At 43.0% G+C, this 25,465-nt stretch carries 27 protein-coding genes; 20 read left to right on the plus strand and 7 right to left on the minus strand.

Features of this window, described 5'->3' with window-relative positions; translation table 11 throughout:
* Positions 1 to 176: 176 nt before the first annotated feature.
* Positions 177 to 1,796: a polysaccharide biosynthesis protein gene (locus tag AAEO50_RS13160; protein ID WP_341984364.1), complete on the plus strand. Its 1,620-nt coding sequence runs from the start codon at positions 177 to 179 to the stop codon at positions 1,794 to 1,796.
* Between the two features lie 42 nt (positions 1,797 to 1,838).
* On the opposite strand, the gene AAEO50_RS13165 is transcribed toward AAEO50_RS13160, so the two are convergent.
* Entirely contained in the window at positions 1,839 to 2,069 is a 231-nt protein-coding gene (locus AAEO50_RS13165) for a hypothetical protein (RefSeq protein WP_341984366.1), read from the minus strand.
* A gap of 142 nt (positions 2,070 to 2,211) precedes the next feature.
* On the opposite strand from AAEO50_RS13165, the gene AAEO50_RS13170 reads away from it, so the two are divergent.
* Positions 2,212 to 2,928 (plus strand): pseudouridine synthase, encoded by a 717-nt coding sequence (locus tag AAEO50_RS13170; protein WP_341984368.1) that lies wholly within the window; start codon positions 2,212 to 2,214, stop codon positions 2,926 to 2,928.
* Positions 2,929 to 3,392: 464 nt separating this feature from the next.
* Here AAEO50_RS13170 and AAEO50_RS13175 read toward each other — a convergent pair whose 3' ends face one another.
* Positions 3,393 to 3,614 carry a DeoR family transcriptional regulator gene (locus AAEO50_RS13175; protein WP_032087291.1) on the minus strand — a complete coding sequence of 74 codons (222 nt, stop codon included), beginning with the start codon at positions 3,612 to 3,614 and terminating at the stop codon, positions 3,393 to 3,395.
* Between the two features lie 372 nt (positions 3,615 to 3,986).
* On the opposite strand from AAEO50_RS13175, the gene pepV reads away from it, so the two are divergent.
* The 3 genes from pepV to AAEO50_RS13190 are packed head-to-tail and all read left to right on the plus strand — an operon-like array spanning position 3,987 to position 6,576.
* Positions 3,987 to 5,387: a dipeptidase PepV gene (pepV, locus tag AAEO50_RS13180; RefSeq protein ID WP_425383198.1), complete on the plus strand. Its 1,401-nt coding sequence runs from the start codon at positions 3,987 to 3,989 to the stop codon at positions 5,385 to 5,387.
* Between the two features lie 21 nt (positions 5,388 to 5,408).
* Positions 5,409 to 6,275 (plus strand): D-amino-acid transaminase, encoded by an 867-nt coding sequence (gene dat / locus AAEO50_RS13185; RefSeq protein WP_341984374.1) that lies wholly within the window; start codon positions 5,409 to 5,411, stop codon positions 6,273 to 6,275.
* 13 nt (positions 6,276 to 6,288) lie between these two features.
* Complete coding sequence (locus AAEO50_RS13190) at positions 6,289 to 6,576, plus strand: hypothetical protein (protein ID WP_341984376.1); 288 nt, start codon at positions 6,289 to 6,291, stop codon at positions 6,574 to 6,576.
* Positions 6,577 to 6,630: 54 nt separating this feature from the next.
* On the opposite strand, the gene cysK is transcribed toward AAEO50_RS13190, so the two are convergent.
* Positions 6,631 to 7,560, minus strand: coding sequence for a cysteine synthase A (cysK, locus tag AAEO50_RS13195; protein WP_341984378.1), 930 nt, complete (start codon positions 7,558 to 7,560; stop codon positions 6,631 to 6,633).
* Between the two features lie 337 nt (positions 7,561 to 7,897).
* Between cysK and thpR the strand changes: the two genes are divergently transcribed.
* From thpR to AAEO50_RS13220, 5 genes are all read left to right on the plus strand, one after another.
* On the plus strand, positions 7,898 to 8,464 hold the full coding sequence (gene thpR / locus AAEO50_RS13200) for an RNA 2',3'-cyclic phosphodiesterase (RefSeq protein WP_341984380.1): 567 nt from the start codon (positions 7,898 to 7,900) through the stop codon (positions 8,462 to 8,464).
* Between the two features lie 26 nt (positions 8,465 to 8,490).
* Complete coding sequence (locus AAEO50_RS13205; RefSeq protein ID WP_341984382.1) at positions 8,491 to 9,471, plus strand: nuclease-related domain-containing protein; 981 nt, start codon at positions 8,491 to 8,493, stop codon at positions 9,469 to 9,471.
* Positions 9,468 to 10,421 (plus strand): diacylglycerol kinase family protein, encoded by a 954-nt coding sequence (locus tag AAEO50_RS13210; RefSeq protein ID WP_341984384.1) that lies wholly within the window; start codon positions 9,468 to 9,470, stop codon positions 10,419 to 10,421. Before AAEO50_RS13205 ends, AAEO50_RS13210 begins: the two co-directional genes overlap by 4 nt.
* A complete protein-coding gene (pulA, locus tag AAEO50_RS13215) occupies positions 10,415 to 12,565 on the plus strand; it encodes a type I pullulanase (protein ID WP_341984386.1) in 2,151 nt (716 codons plus the stop codon). Before AAEO50_RS13210 ends, pulA begins: the two co-directional genes overlap by 7 nt.
* A 208-nt stretch (positions 12,566 to 12,773) precedes the next feature.
* Positions 12,774 to 13,547, plus strand: a complete 774-nt coding sequence (locus tag AAEO50_RS13220) for a phosphotransferase family protein (protein WP_341984388.1) — start codon at positions 12,774 to 12,776, stop codon at positions 13,545 to 13,547.
* Here the strand turns inward: AAEO50_RS13220 and AAEO50_RS13225 are convergent, their stop codons facing one another.
* Positions 13,548 to 13,826 (minus strand): YtzH-like family protein, encoded by a 279-nt coding sequence (locus tag AAEO50_RS13225; protein WP_341984390.1) that lies wholly within the window; start codon positions 13,824 to 13,826, stop codon positions 13,548 to 13,550. It abuts the gene before it with no gap.
* 543 nt (positions 13,827 to 14,369) lie between these two features.
* Here AAEO50_RS13225 and trmB point away from each other — a divergent pair.
* Together trmB and AAEO50_RS13235 are read left to right on the plus strand one after the other, a co-directional pair.
* Positions 14,370 to 15,014, plus strand: a complete 645-nt coding sequence (gene trmB / locus AAEO50_RS13230) for a tRNA (guanosine(46)-N7)-methyltransferase TrmB (RefSeq protein WP_341984392.1) — start codon at positions 14,370 to 14,372, stop codon at positions 15,012 to 15,014.
* A gap of 511 nt (positions 15,015 to 15,525) precedes the next feature.
* Positions 15,526 to 16,371, plus strand: coding sequence for a YtnP family quorum-quenching lactonase (locus AAEO50_RS13235; protein WP_341984394.1), 846 nt, complete (start codon positions 15,526 to 15,528; stop codon positions 16,369 to 16,371).
* A gap of 101 nt (positions 16,372 to 16,472) precedes the next feature.
* Here AAEO50_RS13235 and AAEO50_RS13240 read toward each other — a convergent pair whose 3' ends face one another.
* On the minus strand, positions 16,473 to 16,790 hold the full coding sequence (locus tag AAEO50_RS13240; protein ID WP_341984396.1) for a PepSY domain-containing protein: 318 nt from the start codon (positions 16,788 to 16,790) through the stop codon (positions 16,473 to 16,475).
* Between the two features lie 167 nt (positions 16,791 to 16,957).
* On the opposite strand from AAEO50_RS13240, the gene AAEO50_RS13245 reads away from it, so the two are divergent.
* From AAEO50_RS13245 to AAEO50_RS13255, 3 genes are all read left to right on the plus strand, one after another.
* The gene (locus AAEO50_RS13245) at positions 16,958 to 18,031 is read left to right on the plus strand and encodes a M42 family metallopeptidase (protein WP_341984398.1); all 1,074 of its coding nucleotides are present in this window, start codon (positions 16,958 to 16,960) and stop codon (positions 18,029 to 18,031) included.
* 147 nt (positions 18,032 to 18,178) lie between these two features.
* Positions 18,179 to 18,706 (plus strand): DUF84 family protein, encoded by a 528-nt coding sequence (locus AAEO50_RS13250; protein ID WP_341984400.1) that lies wholly within the window; start codon positions 18,179 to 18,181, stop codon positions 18,704 to 18,706.
* Between the two features lie 127 nt (positions 18,707 to 18,833).
* Positions 18,834 to 19,178 (plus strand): hypothetical protein, encoded by a 345-nt coding sequence (locus AAEO50_RS13255; RefSeq protein ID WP_341984402.1) that lies wholly within the window; start codon positions 18,834 to 18,836, stop codon positions 19,176 to 19,178.
* A 39-nt stretch (positions 19,179 to 19,217) separates the two neighbouring features.
* Here AAEO50_RS13255 and AAEO50_RS13260 read toward each other — a convergent pair whose 3' ends face one another.
* The gene (locus AAEO50_RS13260) at positions 19,218 to 20,711 is read right to left on the minus strand and encodes a peptide MFS transporter (RefSeq protein ID WP_341984404.1); all 1,494 of its coding nucleotides are present in this window, start codon (positions 20,709 to 20,711) and stop codon (positions 19,218 to 19,220) included.
* 246 nt (positions 20,712 to 20,957) lie between these two features.
* Positions 20,958 to 21,404 (minus strand): YtoQ family protein, encoded by a 447-nt coding sequence (locus AAEO50_RS13265; RefSeq protein WP_341984406.1) that lies wholly within the window; start codon positions 21,402 to 21,404, stop codon positions 20,958 to 20,960.
* Between the two features lie 201 nt (positions 21,405 to 21,605).
* Between AAEO50_RS13265 and AAEO50_RS13270 the strand changes: the two genes are divergently transcribed.
* The 5 genes from AAEO50_RS13270 (at position 21,606) to ytpR (ending at position 25,226) form a co-directional block, all read left to right on the plus strand.
* On the plus strand, positions 21,606 to 22,112 hold the full coding sequence (locus tag AAEO50_RS13270) for a hypothetical protein (RefSeq protein WP_341984407.1): 507 nt from the start codon (positions 21,606 to 21,608) through the stop codon (positions 22,110 to 22,112).
* A gap of 203 nt (positions 22,113 to 22,315) precedes the next feature.
* Positions 22,316 to 23,350, plus strand: a complete 1,035-nt coding sequence (locus AAEO50_RS13275) for a PTS sugar transporter subunit IIC (protein WP_341984409.1) — start codon at positions 22,316 to 22,318, stop codon at positions 23,348 to 23,350.
* Position 23,351: 1 nt separating this feature from the next.
* Positions 23,352 to 23,669 (plus strand): thioredoxin family protein, encoded by a 318-nt coding sequence (locus tag AAEO50_RS13280; protein WP_341984411.1) that lies wholly within the window; start codon positions 23,352 to 23,354, stop codon positions 23,667 to 23,669.
* Positions 23,670 to 23,811: 142 nt separating this feature from the next.
* On the plus strand, positions 23,812 to 24,606 hold the full coding sequence (locus AAEO50_RS13285; RefSeq protein WP_341984413.1) for a DUF1444 domain-containing protein: 795 nt from the start codon (positions 23,812 to 23,814) through the stop codon (positions 24,604 to 24,606).
* Between the two features lie 14 nt (positions 24,607 to 24,620).
* On the plus strand, positions 24,621 to 25,226 hold the full coding sequence (ytpR, locus tag AAEO50_RS13290; RefSeq protein WP_341984415.1) for a YtpR family tRNA-binding protein: 606 nt from the start codon (positions 24,621 to 24,623) through the stop codon (positions 25,224 to 25,226).
* Positions 25,227 to 25,465: the final 239 nt, after the last annotated feature.

The raw sequence follows: 25,465 nt of genomic DNA on the forward strand, positions 1-25,465 counted from the left end.
TCTTTCTGTGTTAGTTAAGTACGTCTTCAGGGTAGTCTATTTACTACGTCGAAAAAAATTGTCATTCGATACGTACAGTAGTAAACTACTGATAGTGTGTAAATTTTCGAGTAAGATATACAGGTACAATCGCACACTTCTAAATATGGAATTGTGCTTTTCTAGAGAGGGATACTATGTCATCTAAATTGATAAAAGGAACGTTTATCTTAACGTTAGGGACCTTTATTTCTAAGTTTTTGGGTCTTTTTTATGTTATACCGTTTGATGAGTTATTGAAAGGGAATGAAGAAGGGGCATCGCTCTATCAATATGGATATGTGCCATATACGATCTTTTTGACTGTGGCGACCGCAGGGGTTCCACTCGCTGTTTCGAAGTTTGTCTCGAAATATAATGCAATCGGGGAATACGCCGTCGGGCGGAAGCTGTTTAAGTCGGGATTGCTGTTAATGACGTTAACAGGAATTCTCTCATTTCTGGTTATGTACATCTTTGCTCCGGTATTTGCAGAGATGACCATTAAAAGTGATGAACAGGTCATTTCAGTGGCCCAGGTAACGACGGTCATCCGTGCGGTCAGCTTTGCATTGATCATCATTCCTTTCATGAGTCTGATACGCGGGTTTTTCCAGGGACATCAATCGATGGGGCCGACAGCCGTTTCACAGGTGATTGAACAGATAGTCCGAATCGTCTTTTTACTCGGCGGGATTTACGTGGTACTGCATATTATGGACGGATCGGTTACAACTGCGATCAGTGTAGCCACGTTTGCTGCATTTGTCGGAGGAGTCGCCAGTCTGGGTGTGCTCATTTGGTATTGGTTTAAACGGAAGCCTCATCTAGATGAGCTTTTGGAAGAAGACCGGGGGCAAGAAGAGGTTTCCCTGCCAAAGATGTACAAAGAAATCATTGCTTATTCGATTCCATTCATTTTTGTGGGACTGGCCAATCCATTGTTCCAACTTGTGGATCAAATCACCTTTAACACAGCAATGGCTGAAATTGGAAACGCTAAGATTTCCGACCATGCTTTCGCAATATTAAACTTTTATACTCATAAGCTTGTGATTATTCCGGTATCTTTGGCAACAGCTTTTTCCATGACCTTGATTCCGCTTATCACGACTTCGTACACAAGCGGTGACAGGAAAACAATGCGCCGGAATATCGACCAATCTTTTCAGATTCTGCTGTTTCTAACCGTTCCTGCATCTATCGGAATCGCCCTTTTGGCAGAACCTACTTACACAATGTTTTATCATAGTGACGACCTAGGTACTTCGATTCTTAGAACATATGCGCCGGTGGCAATATTATTTGCTCTTTATGCTGTAACGGCAGCGATCCTTCAAGGAATCGATGAGCAGAAATTCACGATCTTCGGTTTGCTTGTCGGCCTTTTGGTGAAGATGGTGCTGAACATTCCACTGATCAAGCTTTTTGAAACACAGGGAGCTGTCATTGCAACAACGATCGGTTATGCGGCTGCAATCGCCATTAACCTTTATGTTATTAAAAAATATGCCCGTTACAAATTCGAGCTTATCATCAGGAGAACGGTGGCCATCGGTATCATGAATGCAGTGATGGCCGCGGTTGTGCTGATTTTGTACGGCATTCTAAAACAATTCTTAAATCCTGCTTCCGGTTTCCAATCGGTCATCCTCGTAGCAGTCTGCGGCGGAGCGGGGGCCCTTGTCTATTTTTACTTGAGCCTGAGAAGCAAGCTAGCAGATAAGTTGTTTGGAGAAAGAGTCAATAAGATTCGGAGCCGATTGCGGATAGGATAATAAAAAAGGGGATGACGCATCGAGTCCATCCCCTTTTTTCTTTTACTGATTATAGTAACCAAGCTGCCTTTCAAGCCTTTCCACTTGTCTTTGAAGGCGGTCCACCCTGCGGTCCAAACGCTGATATTGTCTTTCTAAACGATCCAGACGGTCGTTGAAGCCTCCGCCACCGCCTCCCGGATAACCTGGATAACCGGGATATTGCTGTCCGCCGCCGGGAAAGGGAATCGGAATTAAAATGCCGCCGCTTCCTTGTTGTCGATAAGGATACATTCTTTTCACCTCGAGTTTAAGATAGGTTTCTTGCTTATCGTTAATAGCCTATGTATAAAATAGGATAATGAATGGGCGGTTTGCCTAAGTGGAATAAACGAATTATTGAACGGCATTTATTAAACACAATAGGAGTGTAATCATGAGAATTGATAAATTACTTGCAAACATGGGCTATGGAAGCCGAAAAGAAGTGAAGAAACTGCTGAAGGATGGAGGTCTGCAGGTGAACGGGGAGGTCGTCAAGGATGGAAAAGTCCACGTCGACACGGAAAAGGATACCGTTATGCTGTACGGTGATAAGGTGGAATATCGTGAATTCATCTATCTGATGATGAACAAGCCGCCTGGCCTGATTTCAGCGACAGAGGATGCCAATGAAGAAACCGTCATCGATATCCTTCAGATGGAAGACCAGATCTTCAATCCATTTCCTGTAGGAAGGCTCGACAAAGATACGGAAGGCTTGCTGCTTATCACAAACGATGGGCAATTGTCACACCAGCTCCTTTCTCCAAAACGGCATGTGCCGAAAACTTATTTTGCGGTGATTGAGGGAGAAGTGACTGAACGTGATATAGAAGCCTTTAAAGAGGGTGTGACGCTCGAGGACGGATATCATACAAAGCCGGGTAACCTTGTGATTTTAAAATCGGGCATTACATCTGATATCGAGTTGACGATCACGGAAGGCAAGTTCCATCAGGTGAAGCGGATGTTTGAAAGTGTAGGGAAGCGCGTTGTTTATTTGAAGCGTTTGTCGATGGGGCCTTTAAAGCTGGATGAGGACCTGGAACTTGGAGAATATCGTGAGTTGACGGATGAAGAAGTGGAGATGCTGAAGGAGTATCGTCCTTGATTTAGTAAATTAGTTAGAAAAAGCCTGGAACTACTATTAAAAGTTGGTTTTCAGGTTTTTTATGAAAAGTGGCAGCCTGGTTTTTGAGCATAGGGCGGATTTTTGCTCGAAATCTATAAATATATGCTCGATTTCTCTGTTTTTTTGCGCGGAAACTCTTAATTAGTGCTCGAAATTCTGGATATATGCTCGTTTTGTCGAATTTTCTACATAGAGGAATCAGCCCTCTTGATATTAGCAAGAGGTTATAACTGAAAAATCCCCAAAGGCAAAAAGCCGCCTTTCCGGCCGACTCGTCTTATGCTTGTCGGGCCAGAGCAGTCGGCTCCGCTTTTCTCTTGTCCAGCTACAGCGCCTAGAGGCTCGAGGTCATAAGTTAAACCTACCAAAAAGGCAAAGAGCGCCTTTCCGGTAGGTTTATCTTATGCTTGTCGCCTCTAAGCAAGGCGCTTCCGCTTTTCTTTCTATGAAGACATCTTTACTTTCTTCTCTGTTGTTGTCCATTGGCCGCGACTTGGGCTTTGTACCAAGTCATTATACGCTAACACGTTGAGATCCCTTTGAATGGTGCGAGGAGTAATGCCAAATTCGTCAACGAGATCTTGAGTTGTTACAGTACCTTTCTTGTTAATGTACATGTATACAGCTTTTATTCTTGTTAGCATACGATTGGTTGAAGGTTTCAAAGAACCACTCCCTCATCATTTTTCCAAAGTCAAAGACTACATCGTCATTTGTGCACCTCACGTGCCCTTATGTACCATGCGCTTTAGACAACCCTTTTCCTTTTTGATTGTTTACTCATAAGATGTCTGACAATTATATTGTACCCTTAATTCTACAAAAATTCTATAATATTGTCTAAATTTACAAACAATTAACGTTAGGCACTTTTGTTATCCCTATTTTTATGAGGTTTCACAGAAAAAAATGAATAATTCCAAAAATTAAACACGCAAACATTTTTTATAGGTCCCCCCTCCTTGTTTGGATTTCACCAGCAAACAGTATAAAATGGAGGGGAATGAGATTAAATACATAATGAGCAGGTGTTAGAGATGAATTGGACCCAGGAAGTAGAGAAGCGAAAAGATGATTTACTAAAAGATTTACAGAATTTCTTGAAAATTAAAAGTGTGTTGGATGAAGAAAATGCAACAGAAGATGCCCCGCTTGGAAAAGGGGTAAAGGAAGCTCTGGATTATTTATTGATGCTTGGTGAAAAAGATGGCTTTACCCCTAAGAATGTCGACCATCTTGCGGGTCATCTTGAATTCGGTGAAGGAGAAGATCTTCTTGGTATTCTTTGCCACGTGGATGTCGTTCCTGAAGGCGACGGCTGGAGTGTGGATCCATACGGCGGGGAAATCAAGGACGGAAAGATTTATGCGCGCGGAGCGATTGATGATAAGGGACCAACGATGGCTGCTTATTATGCCATGAAAATCGTAAAAGAACTGAAGCCGGATTTCACGAAACGAGTACGTATGATCATCGGAACGGATGAAGAAAGTGATTGGAGATGTGTCGATCACTATTTCAAGAAAGAGGAAATGCCTTCGATGGGATTTGCCCCTGACGCTGACTTCCCTATCATTTATGCAGAGAAAGGGATTGCCGACTATGATCTTGTTCAGAAAATGAAAAGGGAAGGGAACGAAGAAGGCAATATAGTGGTTTCCTTCGAATCAGGGCGCCGTTATAACATGGTTCCGGACTATGCAAAGGCTGTTGTCCATCTGGAGGAAGATCATACGAAATGGGTACAGCAATTTGAAATATTCACGAAAAAAGAAGAAATCAAGGGCAGCTACTACATTGAAAATGGAGACGTGATTTTTGAAGTCGAAGGTGTCTCAGCTCATGGGATGGAACCTGATAACGGAAAAAATGCCGGGTTATATCTTGCCTCTTTCTTGACAGAGCTTCCTCTGGATTCACAGGCAGAAGCATTCTTTGCTTTTACGAAAGAGAACTTCTTCAAAGATTCCCGCGGAGTAAAGCTTGGTGTGAGCCATTGTGATGAAATCACAGGTGACCTGACGATTAACGTAGGGAAACTGCGTTATTCGAAAGATGAAGGAGGTCGTCTGGGTCTCAATATGCGTTACGGGGTCCATTACGAAATAGAACAAGCGAAGAAGACTCTTCAGGCCATTGAAGGATTTACGGTTGAAAAATTCACCGACAGCAAGCCGCACCATGTATCAGCGGATGATGAGCTGGTGCAAACACTGAAAAAAGTATATGAAGAGCAGACAGGAGAAAAAGGTGAGCTCATCACAATCGGGGGCGGAACCTATGCAAGAAGCCTTGAAGCAGGGGTCGCATTTGGACCGTTATTCCCGGGAAGAGAAGATATTGCCCACCAAAAGGATGAATATATGTATATAGAGGATCTCCTCAAAGCGACGGCGATTTACGCTCAGGCCATTTATGAATTAGCATGTAAATCATAAGAATCAGGAGGAGAGAGGGAAATGACGAATGAAACGGTTTTTCTTAATGGGGAATTTGTAAAGAGAAAACATGCAAAAGTAGATATTGAAGACCGCGGCTATCAATTCGGAGATGGAATCTATGAAGTCATCCGTGTGTACGGCGGGGATGTTTTTACAATGAACGAACACATGGAGCGACTGTATCAAAGTGCAGAGAAGATGAAGCTGAAGATTCCATTTGACCTTCAGGAACTCACTTCCATCGTATTCAAGCTGATTGAAGCGAATGAGGTAAATGAGGGCATTGTCTATATGCAGGTTTCAAGAGGAATTTCACCGAGGCAGCACCACTTTCCGGGAGAAGACGTATCCGGCAGTGTGATCGCTTATACAAAAGAAATCCCCCGTCCGTTAAAGGAAATGCAAGAAGGGGTAACAGCCACGCTTGTAGAGGATATCAGATGGCTGCGCTGTGATATTAAGAGTTTGAATCTCTTAGGAAATATCCTGGCGAAAGAAGAAGCGTCTTCCAAAGGACATTTCGAAGCGATCCAGCATCGCGGGGAAACGGTGACGGAAGGGTCTTCTTCAAACGCCTTTATCGTAAAAGATGGCACGGTCTTTACACATCCTGCCACGAACCTTATTCTAAATGGCATTACGAGAAGGGTCATCAAGGATATGGCAGATAAAAATGGGGTACCATTTGTAGAACAGATATTCACGGTGGATGAGCTGCTTTCAGCAGATGAAATCTTCATTGCGAGCACAACGTCAGAAGTGATGCCGGTCATAAAGGTGAATGATGTGACAATCGGCCAAGGCATGCCGGGACCTGTAACAACGAAATTACAAGAATGGTTTACTGCCAGCATCAAGTCAGAGTGCAAGATTCAACAAGGTTAACGGAGGAAGCGGGATGAAATTGATCTGTTCACAAGCTTACATGAAACAGGAACGTCTCATTGAAGACAATCAGCAGTATACGGTGGAAACGGAAGAATATTTATACTTGTATACTGATAAAATCGTGACGCCAAAACGGAGCTTTACAATGCAGCAGGTGTGGGATGTAACGAAAAAACATCTTTCTTCTCACTACACGTTTCTCTACCTTCACACCATTGAAGGGGTCCTGACGTTCATAGTGAAGTCTTCACCCGATCATTTCATCTCGAATTACCGCAAAGTTAAAGAAAAAATATAAAAGAAGGCCCGTCACTTCACTGCATTAAAGCAGCGAGGGACGGGCCTTCTGATGTTAGAATCGGAATAAATCACTAGAGAGGTATCTTTCCCCGGTATCACATGCAATGCATACAACTACATCGTCTGGGGATAATGTTTTGGCGACTTCAATGGCTGCGTAGCATGCCGCACCCGATGACGGGCCGACAAGGATTCCTTCTTCGCTTGCCATTCTTCTTGCGATATCATAAGCCTGTTCATCTTCTATCTTGTGAATTTTATCGTAGACCTCAGTATTAAGCGTATCCGGAACAAAGCCGGGACTTGTGCCGACCAGTTTATGCTTTCCTGGTTTTCCCCCGGATAGGACAGGCGATCCTGCCGGTTCCACGACATGCACCTGAATGTCAGGATAATGCTCCTTCAAAACTTCTCCTGTTCCAGTAATCGTTCCGCCTGTACCGGCCGTTGCGACGAAAGCTGAGAGGGGCTTGCCGATTTGCTCCATGGCTTCCACAATTTCAAGTGCCGTTGTTTTTCGATGGGCGTTTGGATTGGCTGCATTTTCGAACTGCATCGGCATAAAGCTGTTTGGGATCTCTTTTGTCAGTTCTTTTGCTTTATTGATCGCACCTGGCATCTTCTCATCGCCGGGAGTCAATACGACCTCTGCTCCGTATGCTTTCAGCAGGTTAATCCGCTCCTGGGTCATCGTGTCAGGCATGACGAGAATGGAGCGGTAACCTCTTGCTGCAGCATTCATGGCAAGTCCGATTCCTGTATTTCCGCTCGTCGGTTCAATGATCGTCGAACCTTCTTTCAGCAGCCCTTCTTTCTCAGCTTCCACGATCATCTGGAAAGCTGCACGATCTTTTACACTCTTGCTTGGGTTATAAAATTCAAGTTTTACATATACATCCGCGCCATCAGAAGGATTCAGGCGATTTAGTTTAACAAGGGGCGTGTCCCCGATCAATTCAGCGATATTCTGTACTACTTTCATGGTCAACTTCCTTTCCTTCACTGTCTAATTCTATGGTACTCATTCATATAAATCTTATCAACTAAATTGGCTTTGTATTTCATTTTTATTGCATTTTCCATCAGTGATTCTTTCTCTTAGCACATTTTGCTAAAATAGAGATAAATAAGTCAAAGTTAGTTCCTTTGAATACCGCTGTTGATTTCCGAGCAAGACTTCGCTTTCCGCGGGCGGTTGGTGAGCCTCCTCGTCGCTCTGCTCCTGCAGGGTCTCACCTAACACAATCAACAGCTGGAACAAGCTGAATGAACAATCACCATACTCTCTAACAAAGCCAAACACAAAGGAATGGGATGTTATGTTAAAGACACACTATTTTTTTGCATTATCATTACCAAAAGAATTGAAGAATGAAATACATGAGTTGACCGCCACTTTCAGGGAGGAGGGGTCTTTTAAAAAGTGGGTTCATCCAGAAGACTACCATATTACCCTGGCCTTTTTAGGTGATGCTTCACAAGAAGATCTGGATGTGGCAATTGATACTGTCACACATTCTTTACATAACCTTGGCAGTTTTCCGTTATCACTCAAGCAATTTGGCACGTTCGGGAAAAGTGATGAACCAAGGATTTTCTGGATGGGTGTGAACCCGTCATCAAGTCTTCACCAAATTCGAGAGAAAGTATACGAAGCCTGCGAGGAAGCGGGATTTCGTCTGGAATCAAGGCCTTTCACCCCTCATATTACGATTGGGCGCAAGTGGAACAAGAACTATTCATTTTCGAAGGAATGGCTGAATGAATTCAATCCCTGCGAAACTCCAAGCCACCGCATATCAGAAGTCGTTTTGTATCAAACGCACATGGACCGTTCTCCGAAATATGAAGCGATCCACACCATACAATTGAATGACCTGCCCTAAACCATACTTGAAAGGAAGGACTCCGGATGGCGCAGTTAATTAAACTCCAAGATTATGTTTCAAGGTATGAAACCGATTTATATAGATATCCTTCCCAATTTGTAAGATTAAAAAAGCAGCAATGGGAAAAAATGAAACTTCATTGGGAAAGCGGAGATACGTTTGCCTCTCTTGAAAAAGAAGAAGTAGAAGAAAAAGAAAAACCATCTGTGACCAATAAGTTTATGTCTTTTTTTAAAAAGAAAGATGATGGTGGACCGGCAGAGAGCGAGTTTCTCAATCAGAAAGATGATGACGAAATCGAGATTGAAATGAGCTCGCACTCTGATATTTCAACAGAAGAAGAGCTGAAGAAGCATTTCCTGGATTCCATCTTCGGTTTTCAATTAAGGTGGGCGAGTTCGACGATTTCAGAAAAGTCCTATGTGGATAACAGTTACTATTATGATGAGCGTCTGAAATATTTGCTGCAGCGATTTCCTGATAACACACTGGTTCTATATTACCCGGTTCTTAAAATAAAGAATGCACCTGTTGAGTTGGAGGTTGTCCTTATAACGCCGACAGGTATATGGTGCTTATCATTTCTTGAATTTGAGGATGGGACGGCCTATATAGGTTCCGGGGATCGTTTCTGGGAGAAAAAATGGGGAGAGACCGAAACAAGAGTTCTGAACCCGTTGATTTCCTTAAGAAGAATGGAACGCATCATTCAGCAAATTGTTGAATATGCGGGGATTGAATTGCCGGTCCATAAAGCTGTCATCTCGAGAAACGGCTATATCGATTACCCTCAGGCACCTGCCGGATATCGATTTATTGATAAGCGGATGCATGAGAGCTGGTTCAATCAGCAGCGTTCAATCCGTTCACCGATTAAAAGTGTCCAATTGAAAGCAGCGAAAGTCATTTTGGATTTTTGTCAGACGACTTCCTTCAAGCGGATGCATTATCAGCATGAGACATTAAAGGAGTGGAATCAAGCAGCTGAAGAGGACTCTCAATGAAGACAATCTTCATCGTGAATCCATCTGCAAGGAACGATCATTCAATTTCTTCCTGGAGAAGGTTTCAGAAGAACATCACCATTCCCCACATGCTGTATATCACAGAGCATCCTGACGATGTGAAAGGCATCGTGGGGGAGCTTGTCCGAAATCATCCCCATGAGACGTTATACATAATCGGAGTAGGCGGTGATGGGACGATGAACTCCATCATCACAGGCACGGCGGGTTTCGAAAATATTGCCATTGGGTATATGCCGGGAGGAAGCGGAAATGATTTTGCACGGGGGTTTCATTGGCCCGCCAATCAAAATGAAGCATACAACCTGATTAAAGAAACAGCATCTTCCCAAGAGCCGATTTCACTGGATGCAGGACTTTTCTCTATCGGAGAAGGACCAAAGCGATATTTTGTGAATAATATAGGTGTAGGTTTCGATGCTTTAATCGCCAAAAAGGCAAATGCATCCCTTCTAAAGAAAAAACTTAACCGATGGTCATTGGGGAAGTTGATCTATCCAATCCTTCTTTGCAGGGAAACATTGAGCTTCACCCCATTTCAAATGACGATCGAGGCTGACGGTGCAACTCAGACCCTGGATCGGGTATGGTTTATCACGATTTCGAATCAGCCGTATTTCGGCGGAGGGATGAAAATAGCGCCAGAAGCATGTCCGAATGATGGAGAGCTTGATTTGACCATTGTATCGGGACTTTCAAAATGGAAACTTTTGTTTTTGTTTATTTCCGTCTTTTTCGGTAAACATACTGAATTAAAAGAAGTCCATACATTAAGAGGAAGAAGTATCACAATCAGAAGCGGGGAGGGGGTTCCTGTCCATGCAGATGGCGATTTTACAGGAGTCATCGATGGAGACAGAGAACTGTACATAAAGGTTCTTCCCGACAGCTGGAAAATGTTAAATAGAAGCAGGTGGCAGAAGTGTTAGTCATTAGTCGGCAGTACGAAGCATTCCTGGATACATTTCATACAATTACATTCATTCTCCCTTATACGTATCATGGCGGTCAGTCCAATCGATTTTCCTTAATTAAAGACGGGAACGAAATTGCACTCGAACTGAAGGAAAAGATCCCGTTGGATGATGCAATGAAATACACTGCATCCCTGCCGGAGAGACTGGAGCTTGGAAAAACCTACACCATCGTTGACGAACACAATACGGAAACGGACCTGCAAATCGGTGCAGTCATCCGGACAGAAGAATTCGATCAGCATTTTTATTATGAGGGGGATGACCTTGGAGTCACCTTTCTTGAAGATGCTGCCGTTTTTAAAGTGTGGTCCCCGACCTCTACCGAAGTGAAGCTTAAATTAAAGTCCCCCCATGAAGAAAAGGCCGTTCAATATCCTATGAAAAGAAACGGGAACGGAGTCTGGGAGCTGACGATCGCTGCAGACATTGAAGGGTATTATTATACATTTCTGACATGCATCAATTTGATCTGGAATGAGCTTGTCGATCCATATGCGAAAGCTGTTTCCTATAACAGTGAATGGGGATGCGCTGTGAATCCGGATCGAATCAAACCGGGATGTTCTTCATTGGAACCTCTGCCGTCCCCAACGGATGCAGTCATCTATGAATTGAATATAAGGGACTTTTCGAATGCCAGGGAAAGCGGCATGAAGTTCAAAGGAAAGTATCTTGCTTTTACGGAGAAAGATACCCGCACGCCGAATGGATTTTCAAGCGGCATTCAATACTTGAAGGAACTGGGTATCACACATGTGGAACTGCTTCCCGTGAATGATTTCGACGGTGTATCGGACGATCCGGCTGATAACCGTTATAACTGGGGATACAACCCTTTATACTTTAACGCTCCTGAAGGCAGCTACAGTATGAAGCCCGATGATCCTGCAGAACGGATACACGAACTGAAATCTGTGATTCACTCCCTGCATGAAGAAAATATAAGGGTCATTCTGGATGTCGTCTATAACCACGTTTATATTAGGGAAACATCGTCTTTTGAAAAACTTGTCCCTGGATATTTTTTCAGACATGATGAAAACGGACTGCCCTCAAATGGAACAGGAGTCGGGAATGATTTTGCTTCTGAGCGTTTGATGGCAAGGAAATTCATCAAGGATTCAATTCTATACTGGATGAGAACCTACGGAGTGGACGGATTCAGGTTCGATCTGATGGGTATCCTGGATATCGCGACGATGAACGAAATCCGTGAAGAAGTAAACAGAGTCCTGCCTGATGCAATCCTGATCGGTGAAGGGTGGGATCTGAACACACCTCTCCCGTTCAATAGTAAAGCAAACCTTCGAAATGCAAACAGTCTTATTGGAATCGGGCAGTTCAATGATTGTTTCCGCGATACCATCAAGGGGAGTACTTTCAATCTGCACGATAAAGGGTTTGCACTCGGCCACGGGAAATTGGAGGAGAAAGTGGAACAGGTGCTCACGGGAAGCGTGGGCACCCCTAACGGAGAACGGGGCATTTTCATTGAGCCGGTTCAATCCGTCAACTATGTCGAGTCACATGATAATCATACGCTTTGGGATAAAATGAAAGCCTGCCTTGAGGAAGACGATGAAATCTTAAAGAAAAGGCAGAAGCTTGCAACTTCGATGGTGCTGCTTTCTCAAGGTATCCCATTCATCCATGCTGGCCAGGAATTTTTCCGGACAAAGCAGGGAATCGAAAACAGCTATAATTCGCCCGCAGCAATAAACCAGCTTGATTGGCTGAAAAGAGAAAAGCATGATGAAGATATCGAATATGTCAGGGGCTTGATTGCAATCAGGAAAAGTCACGGGGCATTTCGTTTCAGGCAATCAAACCTCATCCGGAAATATGCTTCTGTCTCACATCCAGCAGAAAATCTGGTAATGGTCCATTATCAAGATGTTCATCCGTACGGTCCCTGGAATGAGCTTATTCTGCTTTTCCATTCGGGAAGCAGCGATAAGGTGAGAGTTCCCTTGCCAAAAGGAAAGACTTGGATTATCCTGGCAGACGGAAATCAGGCGAATGTGAATGGATTATGTGAGCTGAACGGAGGCTCCATAGAGGTTGAAGGACTATCCTCCTATTTGATTGTCCGCTGACACATCGTTCCAATGCTTGACGAAATGAGAAGATGACGATAAAATCAAAAACAGATGGCTATTGATTGATCTGCCCAATAGCTGTCTTTTTTGTTTTATGAAGACTTTTAATTGATAAAATGTGTTTAAAGAATAACTTTAATTGACGATAACAAAAGTACGTACGATAGAAACGAACATGACTAAGGACCAATAGAAGGTGAATATATTGGAACACTTATTTGACCAAGATTGGGAAATAGTCCCCGCAGGCGGCGCTACCGGAGAAGCTTTTTTTGCTCAGTATCAGGAGCAGAAGCTATTTCTGAAACGCAACTCTTCTCCATTTGTAGCCGTATTATCGGCAGAAGGCATCGTGCCAAAGCTGGTATGGACAAAGCGAATGGAAAATGGGGACGTTATAACAGCACAGCACTGGTTAAATGGAAGAGAATTAGATCCTGAAGAAATGAAGAATGAACGGGTAGCCAGACTGCTCAAGAAAATACACTCTTCAAAGCCTCTGTCCACGATGCTTGAGAGATTGGGTCAAGAACCTTTTCAACCGGAGCATATGCTGACAGAAGTAGAAACAGGGCTCGAATTCGATCTTCTATCACTGCCGGTTGTCAGGCAAGCGTTATTATTTCTCCAAAAAGAACTGGAAGATGTGCGCCAGGATGAATATGTGGTCTGTCACGGAGATGTCAACCATAACAACTGGCTGCTTTCTGACTTCAACCAGCTGTACTTAATTGATTGGGACGGTGCAATGATAGCCGACCCCGCTTTCGATGTCGGAATGCTGTTATACTGGTACATTCCCGAAGAAGAGTGGACTGAATGGCTCACCCAATATGGCGTGGAGTTAACAGACAATTTAAGATTGAGAATGAAGTGGTATGTAGTGGCTCAAACAATCCTTTCCATTCAATGGCATAAAGGGAAAGGACGTTTTCATGAAATGAACCACTGGATCGAGTATTTGCATAAGATTGTTTGATCAGGAGAACTGATCCATATCCGTCACCCATTGGGACAGGTTCTGTCTATTGCTCGTAATATGAGAGCCAAGGTCAGAGCTGCCTGCTCCACTTTGACTGTATTGATAAATTTCCTGCAGGACCGGCTTAATGTTTTCATTAATATCGGCATTGACCATCAACGATTTCACTAATCGTTCGACTTGCTCACATTCAGATACTGAACCGCAGCAATCTGTTTGATGATTCGATAATATATCTTTCAATAACTGCATTTGATAATGGGAATCCAACGGCATACCGTAACACCCTTTCATATAAAGATCTTACATCGTTTTCATTCTTGAAAACAAAAAAGGAATTCACATTTAGTGTGTGAATTCCTTTTTTTATTATTCGTGTGATTTTTTTGAATGCGTCTATTAAACACCGCTGTTGATTTCCGTGCAAGACTTCGCTTTCCGCGGGCGGCCGGTGAGCCTCCTCGTCGCTCTGCTCCTGCGGGTCAGAAAAGCGGAGGCGGCTTGTTCAAAGGCGACAAGCATAAGCCAGGGTAGCCATAAAGGCGTTTTTTGCCTTTTTGGATGGCATGGCTTATGTCTCGAGCCTTTAGCCGCCAGAGCTAGACAAGTCACTCCTGTCTCGCTTTTCCCGCAGGAGTCTTCGTCTTGCACTCCAATCAACAGCTAGATTCGGTTAGCATTAAGAATTAAATTTATTGTTGCAGTGAGTTCTCACATCTGTTATTGTTTTTTTCGGTAGAGCTGTTTTCATATGAATTGTTTATGAAAAAACGTCTTATATGAAAACCGCTTTAAAATTATCAAATGAGGTGTCACATCATGCGTTTAAGACATAAACCATGGGCTTCTGAAAAAATCAGCGAAAATCCACAGTATGTGGTTGCCCAGCCCGAAGAGAAAAAAGGAAAATGGGATAAGGAATTTGGAAATGACAATCCGATTCATATAGAAGTTGGAACTGGAAAAGGTCAATTCGTCACGGAAATGGCAAGAGCGAATCCAGATGTCAATTACATCGGGATCGAATTATATGAAAGTGTCATCGTAACGGCTCTGGATCGATTGATTGAAGCAGAGCTCCCTAATGTGAAGCTGCTGAACGTAGATGCGCGCAACTTAACAGACTTCTTCGCGAGTGGGGAAGTGGGCAGAGTATATCTCAACTTCTCTGATCCTTGGCCGAAGAACCGTCACGAAAAGCGCCGTCTCACATACGAAAATTTCCTTAAGCTTTATGAGGATATCTTGATCAAGGGTGGAGAAATCCACTTTAAGACCGACAACCAGGGCTTGTTCGAATACTCCTTGAAGAGTTTTTCATGGTACGGTTTGCATTTGAAATTCTTGAGCCTCGACCTTCATAACAGTGATTTTGAAGGAAATATCATGACCGAATACGAAGAAAAGTTTTCTGCTAAAGGCCAGCGTATTTATAGGGTGGAAGCACAGTATCAGAATCAATAATATTATAGTAGAAGTGTCCTGGATTGATGATTCGGGACGCTTTTTTTTGTTGGAATAGAGGTTAAGCGGGAGAGAGCTGTGGAATGCGGGGGGTTTTTTGAATAATAAATTGGTATTTGAAAAAATATCACAGGTTTTTGAAAAAAAAGTGATGGATTTTGAAAAAAATATCACTCTGGAGGCATGTTTGATAAGGATTTTTTTAATTTCGTACTTTAGATTAATCACTCCAAAGGTCATCCCCACAATAATTGCGCCGGTTTCCAAGTAATTGCGCCACTTTTTCAATAATCGTGCCACTTACAAAATAATTGCGCAAGAATATCAGTAATTGCGCCTGTTGTCGAATTTTCTTTCTTTCTTTATTTATAAACGTGGTTAAGCAATCACAGCTGTTTATCGGGGTACAAGACGAAGACTACATCTCTTAATATCACCTCATGCTTATCTGTGTAAGTTGTCCATAAATTCTGATAAAATAAAAATCGTACGAACAAAGGAGGAATAAGACATGAAGGAATCATTGAAGATAGGGGACTTAACAATCCATTGGCTTAATGGGGGAGTCACGCACATGGACGGGGGAGCGATGTTTGGAGTCGTTCCGAGACCTCTTTGGTCAAAAAAATATGCAGTCAATGAATTGAACCAAATCGAGCTGAGAACCGATCCTCTCTTTTTTCAATATCAAGGGAAAAACGTTTTGATTGAATCAGGTATCGGAAAAGGGAAACTTAATGATAAGCAAAAACGTAACTATGGTGTTCATGAGGAATCATCGGTAGAATCATCGTTAGAACAGCTTGGATTGACCACTTCAGATATTGATGTCGTTTTAATGACTCATATGCATTTCGATCATGCATGCGGATTGACCAAGTATGAGGGTGAGAGCCTTGTTCCAGTGTTTCCAAATGCAAAGATCTATACTTCGAAGGTCGAATGGGATGAAATGAGAGAGCCGAATATCAGGTCTCGTAATACATATTGGAAAGAAAACTGGGAAAGCATCACTCATCAGGTGGAAACATTTGAAGAGGAATTGGAGGTGCTGCCGGGACTTCGCATGATTCATACAGGGGGCCACAGTGACGGTCATTCAATCATTGTCCTCGAGCATGCTGGTGAGACGTTCATTCACATGGCAGATATCATGCCGACCCACGCTCATAAAAATCCGCTATGGGTCCTTGCTTATGACGATTATCCAATGACATCCATCCAAGCAAAACACAAGTGGATCAATCAGGCGTTAGACAATGAGTATTGGTTCCTCTTCTATCACGATGCCGTATACAGAGCGCTTAAATGGAACAAGAACGGAGAAATCATTGAAGAGGTGCCGAGAATTTTATAAATGAAAAAGGACGGCACCTGGGTGCTATCCATTTTACCGCCCTATTCGAACTGGACATAAATGAAAAAGGATGGCACCTGGGTGCCATCCTATTAATACCGTTATTGAGAAAGTGGATAAACATCGATCACGGTGCCGGTATATGCATCAGCCAAAAATTCATACTGTTCCAATCGGCCTGCACTCCGGCGGGAAACTCCGCCTTTATAAACTTTGGTGGATAAGGAATGCTTCTGATAATCTTCTGGTTTCATGGCGATCCAAGAGCCATCTACTCTTCCTTCTTTCTTAAATGAGAGCTTTACATCCTTTAACACTTTTTCGGCAGATACAAAGCTTGCATCTTTCAGCTTATCACTTAGTAATATGCCGCCTGCAGCACCGATTCCGATTCCCAAAATGAATGACTTCCAATTCATATTAATCCCTCCACAGCCATGATTACAAACAAGTATATAGGTACATTCTAACAAAGATTCAGAAAAAAAGAGAACTGCTTTTGCCTTAATTGGTGGTAAGACGTGAGAAAGTTCTGTAAAATAAAAACTATACATAAACAGATACTAAATAAAAAGGGGAAGAATATATGAAACAAGATACAATGGATTTATTTAAAACGTTAACAGAGTTGCCTGGAGCACCAGGGAATGAACATGCTGTACGTCAATTCATGAAGGAACAACTGGCTGAGTATTCCGATGAAGTGGTCCAGGACCGTCTTGGTGGAGTATTCGGTGTTAGAAGGGGTAAATCGGAAGATCCGGTTGTCATGGTTGCAGGGCACATGGATGAAGTAGGCTTCATGGTCACTTCCATCACAGACAATGGAATGCTTCGTTTTCAAACGCTTGGAGGCTGGTGGAGTCAGGTCCTCCTTGCTCAGCGTGTACAAATCATTACCGACAACGGACCTGTAATCGGAGTCATCGGCAGTATCCCTCCGCACCTCCTAGGCGAGGAACAGCGCAGAAAGCCGATGGATATGAAAAATATGCTCATCGATATCGGTGCAGATAATAAGGAAAATGCACTGGAAATCGGAATCAAGCCAGGTCAGCAGATCGTTCCGATTTGTCCGTTTACTCCAATGGCTAATGAAAAGAAGATTCTTGCCAAAGCTTGGGATAACCGCTATGGCTGCGGATTAGCCATTGAGCTTTTAAAAGAACTTCAAGGTACAGAATTGTCGAGCACCCTTTATTCAGGTGCTACTGTGCAGGAGGAAGTTGGTCTTCGTGGAGCCCAGACCGCTGCAAATATGATCAACCCTGACGTTTTCTTTGCGTTAGATGCAAGTCCTGCGAATGATATGTCCGGTGATAAAAATGAGTTTGGTCAATTAGGCAAAGGGGCACTCCTTCGCATTCTTGACCGTTCCATGGTAACGCATAAAGGAATCAGGGAATTCATCCTGGATACTGCAGAGTCCAATGACATCCCTTATCAATACTTTGTATCTCAAGGCGGGACGGATGCAGGAAGGGTGCATATCTCGAATGAAGGTGTACCAAGTGCGGTAGTTGGAATCTGTTCACGCTACATCCATACACATGCATCCATGATCCATGTGGACGATTATGCAGCTGCTAAAGAGCTTATTGTAAAATTGGTCAAACAATGTGACCGCTCCACAATCGAAACCATCAAACATAACGGATAGTCGATTATTTGAGCTAAGATAGAGAAAACATAGTAATTGAGAACTGTCTCCCCGGAGGCAGTTTTTTTAGGGAACAGACTTAAAGCAAAGAGGATGGAGTCAAGCTAATCCTCAATACCATGCACTGTTGGAAAAGAGGTATTCAATTTGTTGAAAATAACAATCGGGACACAGAACAAAGCAAAAGTTGAGGCTATACAAAAGGGGTTTCAGGAGCATTATGAGAATATACGTTTCGAATGCCTGAAAACCGAATCAAATGTGAGTGAACAGCCTTTTTCAGATCAGGAAACGATTGAAGGGGCTTTAAATCGGGCAAAAAACGTATTAAGGATGACGGAAGCCGACATTGGAATCGGTCTTGAAGGTGGCGTGACAGAAACTCTTTACGGTATGTTTTTATGCAACTGGGGAGGGCTCGTAGATCGAAAAGGCAATGAAATTATCGCCGGAGGGGCGAGAATATCGCTGCCTGCAGAAATTGGCAGGGGTTTACGGCAAGGCAGGGAACTTGGCCCGCTCATGGATGAATACACCCACAGGACAGGCATCAGGCAAAGTGAAGGGGCTGTAGGGATTTTTACCGATGGGGTTGTCACCCGGGATGCCATGTTCCATCATGTTGTACAGTTATTGATCGGACAGCTGAAATATAGAGAAAAACAAAACGGATAGGAAGCATTTATTCATCTTCCTCCTACTTGGCCCATACCAAACTAACTGCCTCTTCATACGATAAACTATATCAGAGTTTAGTATCTGATAATTTATTGCAGGGAGGTTTGGTAAATGGGATGCAGAAATGATGATCGTGTTGGCGGGCGTCGTGACGACTGTTGGGACGACCTTTTATTTGGCAGCCGCAGAAGACGTCGCAGAAGAGATGACGACGTTCTTGGTGCAGGAGACGACCGCAGAAGAAAACGCAGAAGAGATGACGATGTTCTTGGAGCGGGGGACAATCACTGTGGATGCCGCCATAGGAGAGATGACAATGTCCTTGGTGCAAGAGACGACCGCAGAGGATGCCGTAGAGATGGTGTCCTTGGAGCGGAAGATAATCGCAGAAGAAGACGCAGAAACTGCTGCTGGTTCTGGTAAAGGGGGAAAAGGCTCCGCGTGTATGCGCGGGTCTTTTTTTGCATAAAAAAACCCTCTGAACTTCATCAGAGGGTCATGAACTTATTTATTTTATACCTTTCATAAACACTTGAATCTTCGGTGCAAGAAGGAAAAGGATGATACTTAATACGATTGCAGCTCCTCCAATGGAACCAAAGTAAAGCATTTCTGAATCAGCTGAATAGAATCTTACAAGCTGTGCATTCAAGGCCTGAGCTCCGGCAGATGCAAGGAACCAAAGACTCATTGTCTGAGCTGAGAATGCTTCTGGTGCAAGTTTGGTTGTTGCTGACAGACCTACCGGTGAAATCATCAATTCACCAAGTACTACGATAAAGTAACTTAGTACTAACCACAGCGGACTTACTAATGCATCTTCTCCTGTGAAATAACCAGGCAGCAGGATGACAAGGAATGATAAACCTGCAAATAGAAGACCAAGAGAGAATTTTTGAGGGATCGTCGGCTGACGATCGCCCAGTTTTACCCACATACCGGCAAACATCGGTGCTAAGATGATAATGAATAGCGGGTTAAGAGATTGGAACCATGCAGGTGAAATCTCAAGTCCTAAAAAGTCCAGTTGAGTACGTTTATCTGCATAAGCAGCCAGGATTGTTGAACCTTGTTCCTGGATGGCCCAGAACATGACTGCAGCAATGAATAATGGAATATAAGCAATGACACGTGAACGTTCTGTTGCTGTTGTTTTAGGACTCTTGTACATGACGATGAAATAAATCGTTGGTGCCAAGATACCGAAGATTCCGACTAGATTGATAAATAAATCCAAGGTGAACCAGCCGTTAGGAATCGTAATTCCAAGTACGATGGCAACTGCAACCAAAACAAGTGCAGCGATGGAACCGTATTTTTTCTTTTCAGCAGCATTAAGCGGGTTTGGCACATATGTACCAGCTAGACCCAGGCTCTTCTTCTTTGTCACCATGAAGACGACTAGTCCGAAGAACATACCGATTGCAGCAAGTGCGAATCCCCAGTGGAATCCGTAGCTTTTCATAAGAGCGCCTGTAAGGAGTGGTGCAAGGAATGCTCCTAAGTTGATACCCATATAGAAGATACTGAATGCAGCATCGCGGCGAGTATCATTTTCTGCGTACATTTCACCGACTACAGTCGATACGTTTGGTTTTAATAAACCAGTACCGATAACGATTAATACCATTGAAACGAAAAACATGGACAAGCTGCCCGGGAATGATAAAGCGATATGCCCGAACATGATCAATATTCCTCCGTAGAAAACGGCTTTTGATGTACCGAATAATCTATCTGCGAGCCAGCCTCCGATGACACCGGACATATAAACTAGTGATCCATAAATAGACATGATTGCTAAAGCTGTGCCTTCTTCTAGTCCAAGACCGCCTTTTGAAACCTCGTAGTACATATAGTACACAAGGATTGCGCGCATTCCGTAGTAAGAAAAGCGCTCCCAAAATTCTGTGAAGAATAGCGTGAATAGTCCCTTAGGGTGTCCAAAAAATCCCTTCTGGGGCACACTATCCACAATTTTCTGTTTATTGATTGACGACATATTACAACCTCCTTAGTTCTTTTACTATAATATTTTAATATTTTCATAAAGTCAAAAAAACTTTAAAAACTAGTAATTATATCATAAAATATTTTTATTTTGACAACATTTTATTATTTTAGAATAGTAAGACAATTCAGGTATGATGGCTGTGTTTACATACAAAAAAACATGCCGAGGATTATTATACCGGCATGTTTAAATTAAATTAAAGATTAAATTACTGTCAGTAAAAGAATAATCTGGTTATTTCGATTCGAAAATGTACGAAAGCACTTTCGTTGCCTGCTCGATCGTTGTACAGGTTACATTCGCTTTATTCGACAGTTCTTTTAGAGGGTGGTGCAGTTCTTCCGGGCGGATGAGGATCACTGGTTTATTCATGGCAAGGGCAGTACTTGCATCCATGGCTGTATTCCATTGTTTATACTTCTCTCCAAATAATGCAACGACCAGGTCTGATTTCTTCATAAGCAATTCGGTGCGAAGGTTATTGATGGCGGACGCAGCTTCATCACGCAGGATCTTATCAGGTTGTCCGCCGAGGATTTCTTCCCCGACGAAATCAGAGCGGTCATGATTTTCCATGGGTCCGACAAAGGATAAAGGCAAGTCCATCTGTTTCGCTTGCTGCTTTATTTCTTCTCTCCAGCTGCTATGTATTTCCCCTGCAAGGTATACAGTAAATTCCATACGGCATCTCTCCTTTTTTTAGTCATTTTATCATATATACCCTGCGCTGGTGAAAAGTAACCTGAATTGCCATGAAGTTAATGTTTTTTCTTGATGAAAGGGTTGTCAATGGTACTTTGTGACGGTATTATTAGCATAGGTCCAAAGTGAGGAAATGAAGGCGGATCTCCGCCTAAGCCGGAAAAGGGAGGATAAGCAAGGATGAAAACAAAGATTTCGATCGTTTTCTTCTTTCTTGTGCTTATATTGGCTGGATGCAATACAACCATTGATGAAGAGAAAGAACAGACAGCCAAAACCGTGGAAGAAACGTTCAAAAAAACAAAGAAGGACGATAAAGAAGAAGCTGGGAACTTAAGCTTTTATCTTCCGTTTGGAGCCAAGATTGAAAAGGAATCTTCCAATAATATTATTATTACAGAAGGCTCAGATACGTTTATTCTTTTTGCAAACACTGAAGAAGAAAAGAACAGTGAGCTTCTATATAAAATGGCAATCAGCGATGATAAAAACATTGTTCAGCACAATACGTTCAAAGAAGACAATCGTTTAGGATATTATGTCATAAAGAAATTACCTGATACAGAAGAATATGAATTGATCGTAGGGGTGGGAGGAACTAAGTTGACCACTCAGTCCCATTTAGAAGATCTTTCTGATAATGCCGAAATGATGATGGAAATAGCCAGCTCGGTAAAACATAAATAACGATATCGACCGATTTTTTACTTAATAGTAGAAAATCGGTTTTTTTTATTCCCATGGGAGCCCCTTTGTCCATGAATCCTGCAGTATCCACATGGACAGATTATTAGTCAAAGGCAGTTTGGAAATTAAATATAGACAAAATCAACATGTGTCTTTACACTAGTAAATGTGAGTTCCTTAGTATAGAGAAAAGGGGAATGTAAATGAAAAACTATATGGAGAGTAAAGGGGTCAAGTTCTCTGCAAAAGTTTATTTTATAGATGCTCTAAGTTATATGGCATTAGGTCTTTTCAGCTCGTTGATTATCGGGTTGATCATTAAGACAATCGGAGAGCAGGCGACATTTCTGCCAATGCCGGTGCAAACCTTTTTTATCGATATGGGTGCCCTTGCCATCAGTCTGATGGGTCCCGCCATAGGTGCCGCCATTGCATACGGCCTGGGTGCCCCGCCGCTTGTTTTATTCGCTGCAGTCGTGACGGGTGCGGCAGGTGCATCACTCGGAGGGCCGGCAGGTGCCTATCTGGCAGCAGTGGTATCCACTGAAATTGGAAAGCTTGTGAGTAAAACGACGAAAGTGGATATTATCGTCACTCCATTTATGACGATTTTGGCTGGTTTTTCTGTGGCTTATTTTGTGGGTCCGCAAATAGGGGACTTTATGACAATGTTCGGAAGCTGGATCAGCTGGGCGACGGAACAGAGGCCGGTCATTATGGGAATCCTGGTAGCGGCGCTCATGGGGCTTGCTTTAACGGCACCTATATCCAGTGCTGCCATTGCGCTGATGCTTGATTTGAGCGGCGTGGCTGCAGGGGCTGCAACGATCGGATGCGCTGCTCAAATGGTTGGATTTGCCGTGATCAGCTACCGGGAGAACAAAGTGGGCGGCCTTCTTGCTCAAGGAATCGGAACGTCCATGCTGCAAGTGCCGAATATTGTCCGGAACCCTCGCATTTTGCTTCCGCCAACGATAGCAGGGATGGTGCTTGCACCGATCGGAACAACGCTTTGGATAATGGAAAACAATGCTGCCGGAGCTGGAATGGGAACGAGCGGCCTCGTCGGTCAGATCATGACATTTAAAACGATGGGCTTCACTTGGGATACGGCACTCAAAGTTCTGCTGTTGCATTTCGTTGGACCTGCATTCATCTCCCTGTTACTATCTGAATATATGCGTAAGATAGGTTGGATCAAACCAAACCAAATGACGATTGATACAGGAGGAAAATAAAATGCGTAAGCTTGAGACGATGGAAGAATTTCATGAGTTGAAAAATAACGGGAAACATGTATTCATGTTTTCAGCCGACTGGTGTCCCGACTGCCGGGTGATCGAACCAATCCTGCCTGAAATAGAAAGTGAATTCAGCGATTACACCTTCCTATATGTGGATCGCGACCAGTTCATCGATATATGCATTGAACATGATATCTTTGGAATTCCAAGTTTCCTGGCGTATCATGACGGGCAGGAAACTGGCCGCTTTGTAAGCAAGGACCGGAAAACAAAAGAAGAGATTCAAAAGTTCATGAACAGCTTATCTAAATAATGCAAAAGGGATATTCTTTCGGGGTATCCCTTTTTCTATGAATGAGTTCTTTTGTATTCTTGTGATTTTATTGTAAAATGTTATAGGTTGCAGTTTTAATTAAAATGAACGGGAATAAACAGTTTTAAGAAGGAGGGGAACCATGGATATCAAAAAACTAAAAGGCATCCTTCAGGAACGGTTGGACAAACCGAATCGCACATTTACATATGATCGGGAAAAGGATTCCCTGCGTATAGAGAATACCGAGACAAAAAAAGGAATCACTGTTGCACTTCCGCCCATTGTCTCAAAATGGAAAGAAAATAATAAGTCGATCATCGATGAAGTCGTTTATTATGTAGAAGAAGCATTGAATGTAATGGGTACCAAATCGGACATGGGAAGCAAGGAGAAAAACGTATTCCCGGTCATCAGATCCACATCATTTGCAACCGAATCAAATGACGGCATCCCGCTCGTGACCGACGATCATACAGCTGAAACCAGAATTTATTATGCAATTGATCTGGGTTCTACCTATCGTTTAATAGATGAGAATATGTTGAAAGAAGAAGGCTGGTCCCATGAGCAGATGAAAGAAACAGCCTTATTCAACGTAAGGGGTTTACCGACACAGATGAAGAAAGATGAAGTGGCCGGCAATATTTATTATTTCTTGAATAATAATGACGGCTACGATGCAAGCCGGATATTAAATGATGCTTTCTTAAAGAAGATGAGCGCTGATATACAAGGTGAAATGACAGTTTCCGTTCCGCATCAGGACGTGCTTGTGATAGGTGATATCCGCAACGAAACGGGCTATGATGTCCTGGCGCAGTTAACGATGAGTTTTTTCACCACAGGCAATGTTCCAATTACAGCCTTATCATTTGTTTATGAAGATGGAGAACTGGAACCAGTCTTCATCCTCGCTAAAAACCGTAAAAAGTGAAGGGAGAAAAAGAAATGAACGTATTTTACAATCTTGAAGGGATCGGGGATACCCTTATCATCACGCTACAACCTGGATTTGAAGGGAAAGTGGAGCATGAAGGAAAAGGAGACGCTGTCCGCATCTTCGATAAAGAATCGGGAAAAACAGTCGGCTTTAATTTGTTCTGTGCCTCAAATTATATGGAGTTGAATGAAAAAGGGCAGGTTGAAATGAATGACGACAAGCTGGGGCAAATCAATGAAGCCCTTAAGAAAAACGGGTTTGAAGTAGTATTGGAAGCAGACTTCTCCCCTAAATTTGTTGTAGGGTTTGTTGCGGAAAAAGAAAAGCATCCTAACGCCGACAAACTAAATATCTGTAAAGTGGATGTAGGCGGAGAAACTCTGCAAATCGTATGCGGTGCACCGAATGTCGACCAGGGACAGAAAGTGGTCGTTGCAAAAGTGGGAGCCGTCATGCCAAGCGGAATGCTCATCAAAGACGCCGAACTGCGCGGAGTCCCTTCATCAGGCATGATCTGCTCAGCAAAAGAACTCGACCTGCCGGATGCTCCAAAAGAAAAAGGAATATTAGTACTTGAAGACAGCTATGAAGTTGGACAGCCATTTAAAGGATAAATTTACAAAAGATAAGCCTGGAGTCAAATGACTTCGGGTTTTTTAATGTTTTAATTAGAGGGTGATTTCTCTACGACCAGTATTTTTAGAATGAAAGATCTGAGAATGGACGAGTTTTTTTAGGAGGAATCCAAAGTTTCAGTCCGTCTCCATCAGGTGATTGGAATGAAACAAGAAGAATGGAGAAGTGTTGATGTGAAGGTTTTCGAAGTGTGTCCAAGTTTTATGGATGAAAATAG

Origin of the sequence: Rossellomorea oryzaecorticis, from assembly GCF_038405515.1 — a bacterium.
GTDB classification, from domain to species: domain Bacteria; phylum Bacillota; class Bacilli; order Bacillales; family Bacillaceae_B; genus Rossellomorea; species Rossellomorea oryzaecorticis_A.

Excerpts from the sequence above, each read along its gene's own strand:
- trmB (WP_341984392.1), top strand. The coding sequence starts at position 14,370 with ATGCGTTTAAGACATAAACCATGGGCTTCTGAAAAAATCAGCGAAAAT.
- ytpR (WP_341984415.1), top strand. The coding sequence starts at position 24,621 with ATGAACGTATTTTACAATCTTGAAGGGATCGGGGATACCCTTATCATC.
- AAEO50_RS13285 (WP_341984413.1), top strand. The coding sequence starts at position 23,812 with ATGGATATCAAAAAACTAAAAGGCATCCTTCAGGAACGGTTGGACAAA.
- AAEO50_RS13205 (WP_341984382.1), top strand. The coding sequence starts at position 8,491 with ATGGCGCAGTTAATTAAACTCCAAGATTATGTTTCAAGGTATGAAACC.
- AAEO50_RS13210 (WP_341984384.1), top strand. The coding sequence starts at position 9,468 with ATGAAGACAATCTTCATCGTGAATCCATCTGCAAGGAACGATCATTCA.
- AAEO50_RS13170 (WP_341984368.1), top strand. The coding sequence starts at position 2,212 with ATGAGAATTGATAAATTACTTGCAAACATGGGCTATGGAAGCCGAAAA.
- AAEO50_RS13255 (WP_341984402.1), top strand. The coding sequence starts at position 18,834 with ATGATGATCGTGTTGGCGGGCGTCGTGACGACTGTTGGGACGACCTTT.
- AAEO50_RS13160 (WP_341984364.1), top strand. The coding sequence starts at position 177 with ATGTCATCTAAATTGATAAAAGGAACGTTTATCTTAACGTTAGGGACC.
- thpR (WP_341984380.1), top strand. The coding sequence starts at position 7,898 with ATGTTAAAGACACACTATTTTTTTGCATTATCATTACCAAAAGAATTG.
- AAEO50_RS13235 (WP_341984394.1), top strand. The coding sequence starts at position 15,526 with ATGAAGGAATCATTGAAGATAGGGGACTTAACAATCCATTGGCTTAAT.
- AAEO50_RS13240 (WP_341984396.1), bottom strand. The coding sequence starts at position 16,790 with ATGAATTGGAAGTCATTCATTTTGGGAATCGGAATCGGTGCTGCAGGC.
- cysK (WP_341984378.1), bottom strand. The coding sequence starts at position 7,560 with ATGAAAGTAGTACAGAATATCGCTGAATTGATCGGGGACACGCCCCTT.
- dat (WP_341984374.1), top strand. The coding sequence starts at position 5,409 with ATGACGAATGAAACGGTTTTTCTTAATGGGGAATTTGTAAAGAGAAAA.
- AAEO50_RS13270 (WP_341984407.1), top strand. The coding sequence starts at position 21,606 with ATGAAAACAAAGATTTCGATCGTTTTCTTCTTTCTTGTGCTTATATTG.
- AAEO50_RS13165 (WP_341984366.1), bottom strand. The coding sequence starts at position 2,069 with ATGTATCCTTATCGACAACAAGGAAGCGGCGGCATTTTAATTCCGATT.
- pepV (WP_425383198.1), top strand. The coding sequence starts at position 3,987 with ATGAATTGGACCCAGGAAGTAGAGAAGCGAAAAGATGATTTACTAAAA.
- AAEO50_RS13280 (WP_341984411.1), top strand. The coding sequence starts at position 23,352 with ATGCGTAAGCTTGAGACGATGGAAGAATTTCATGAGTTGAAAAATAAC.
- AAEO50_RS13190 (WP_341984376.1), top strand. The coding sequence starts at position 6,289 with ATGAAATTGATCTGTTCACAAGCTTACATGAAACAGGAACGTCTCATT.
- AAEO50_RS13275 (WP_341984409.1), top strand. The coding sequence starts at position 22,316 with ATGAAAAACTATATGGAGAGTAAAGGGGTCAAGTTCTCTGCAAAAGTT.
- AAEO50_RS13265 (WP_341984406.1), bottom strand. The coding sequence starts at position 21,404 with ATGGAATTTACTGTATACCTTGCAGGGGAAATACATAGCAGCTGGAGA.
- AAEO50_RS13245 (WP_341984398.1), top strand. The coding sequence starts at position 16,958 with ATGAAACAAGATACAATGGATTTATTTAAAACGTTAACAGAGTTGCCT.
- AAEO50_RS13225 (WP_341984390.1), bottom strand. The coding sequence starts at position 13,826 with ATGCCGTTGGATTCCCATTATCAAATGCAGTTATTGAAAGATATATTA.
- AAEO50_RS13260 (WP_341984404.1), bottom strand. The coding sequence starts at position 20,711 with ATGTCGTCAATCAATAAACAGAAAATTGTGGATAGTGTGCCCCAGAAG.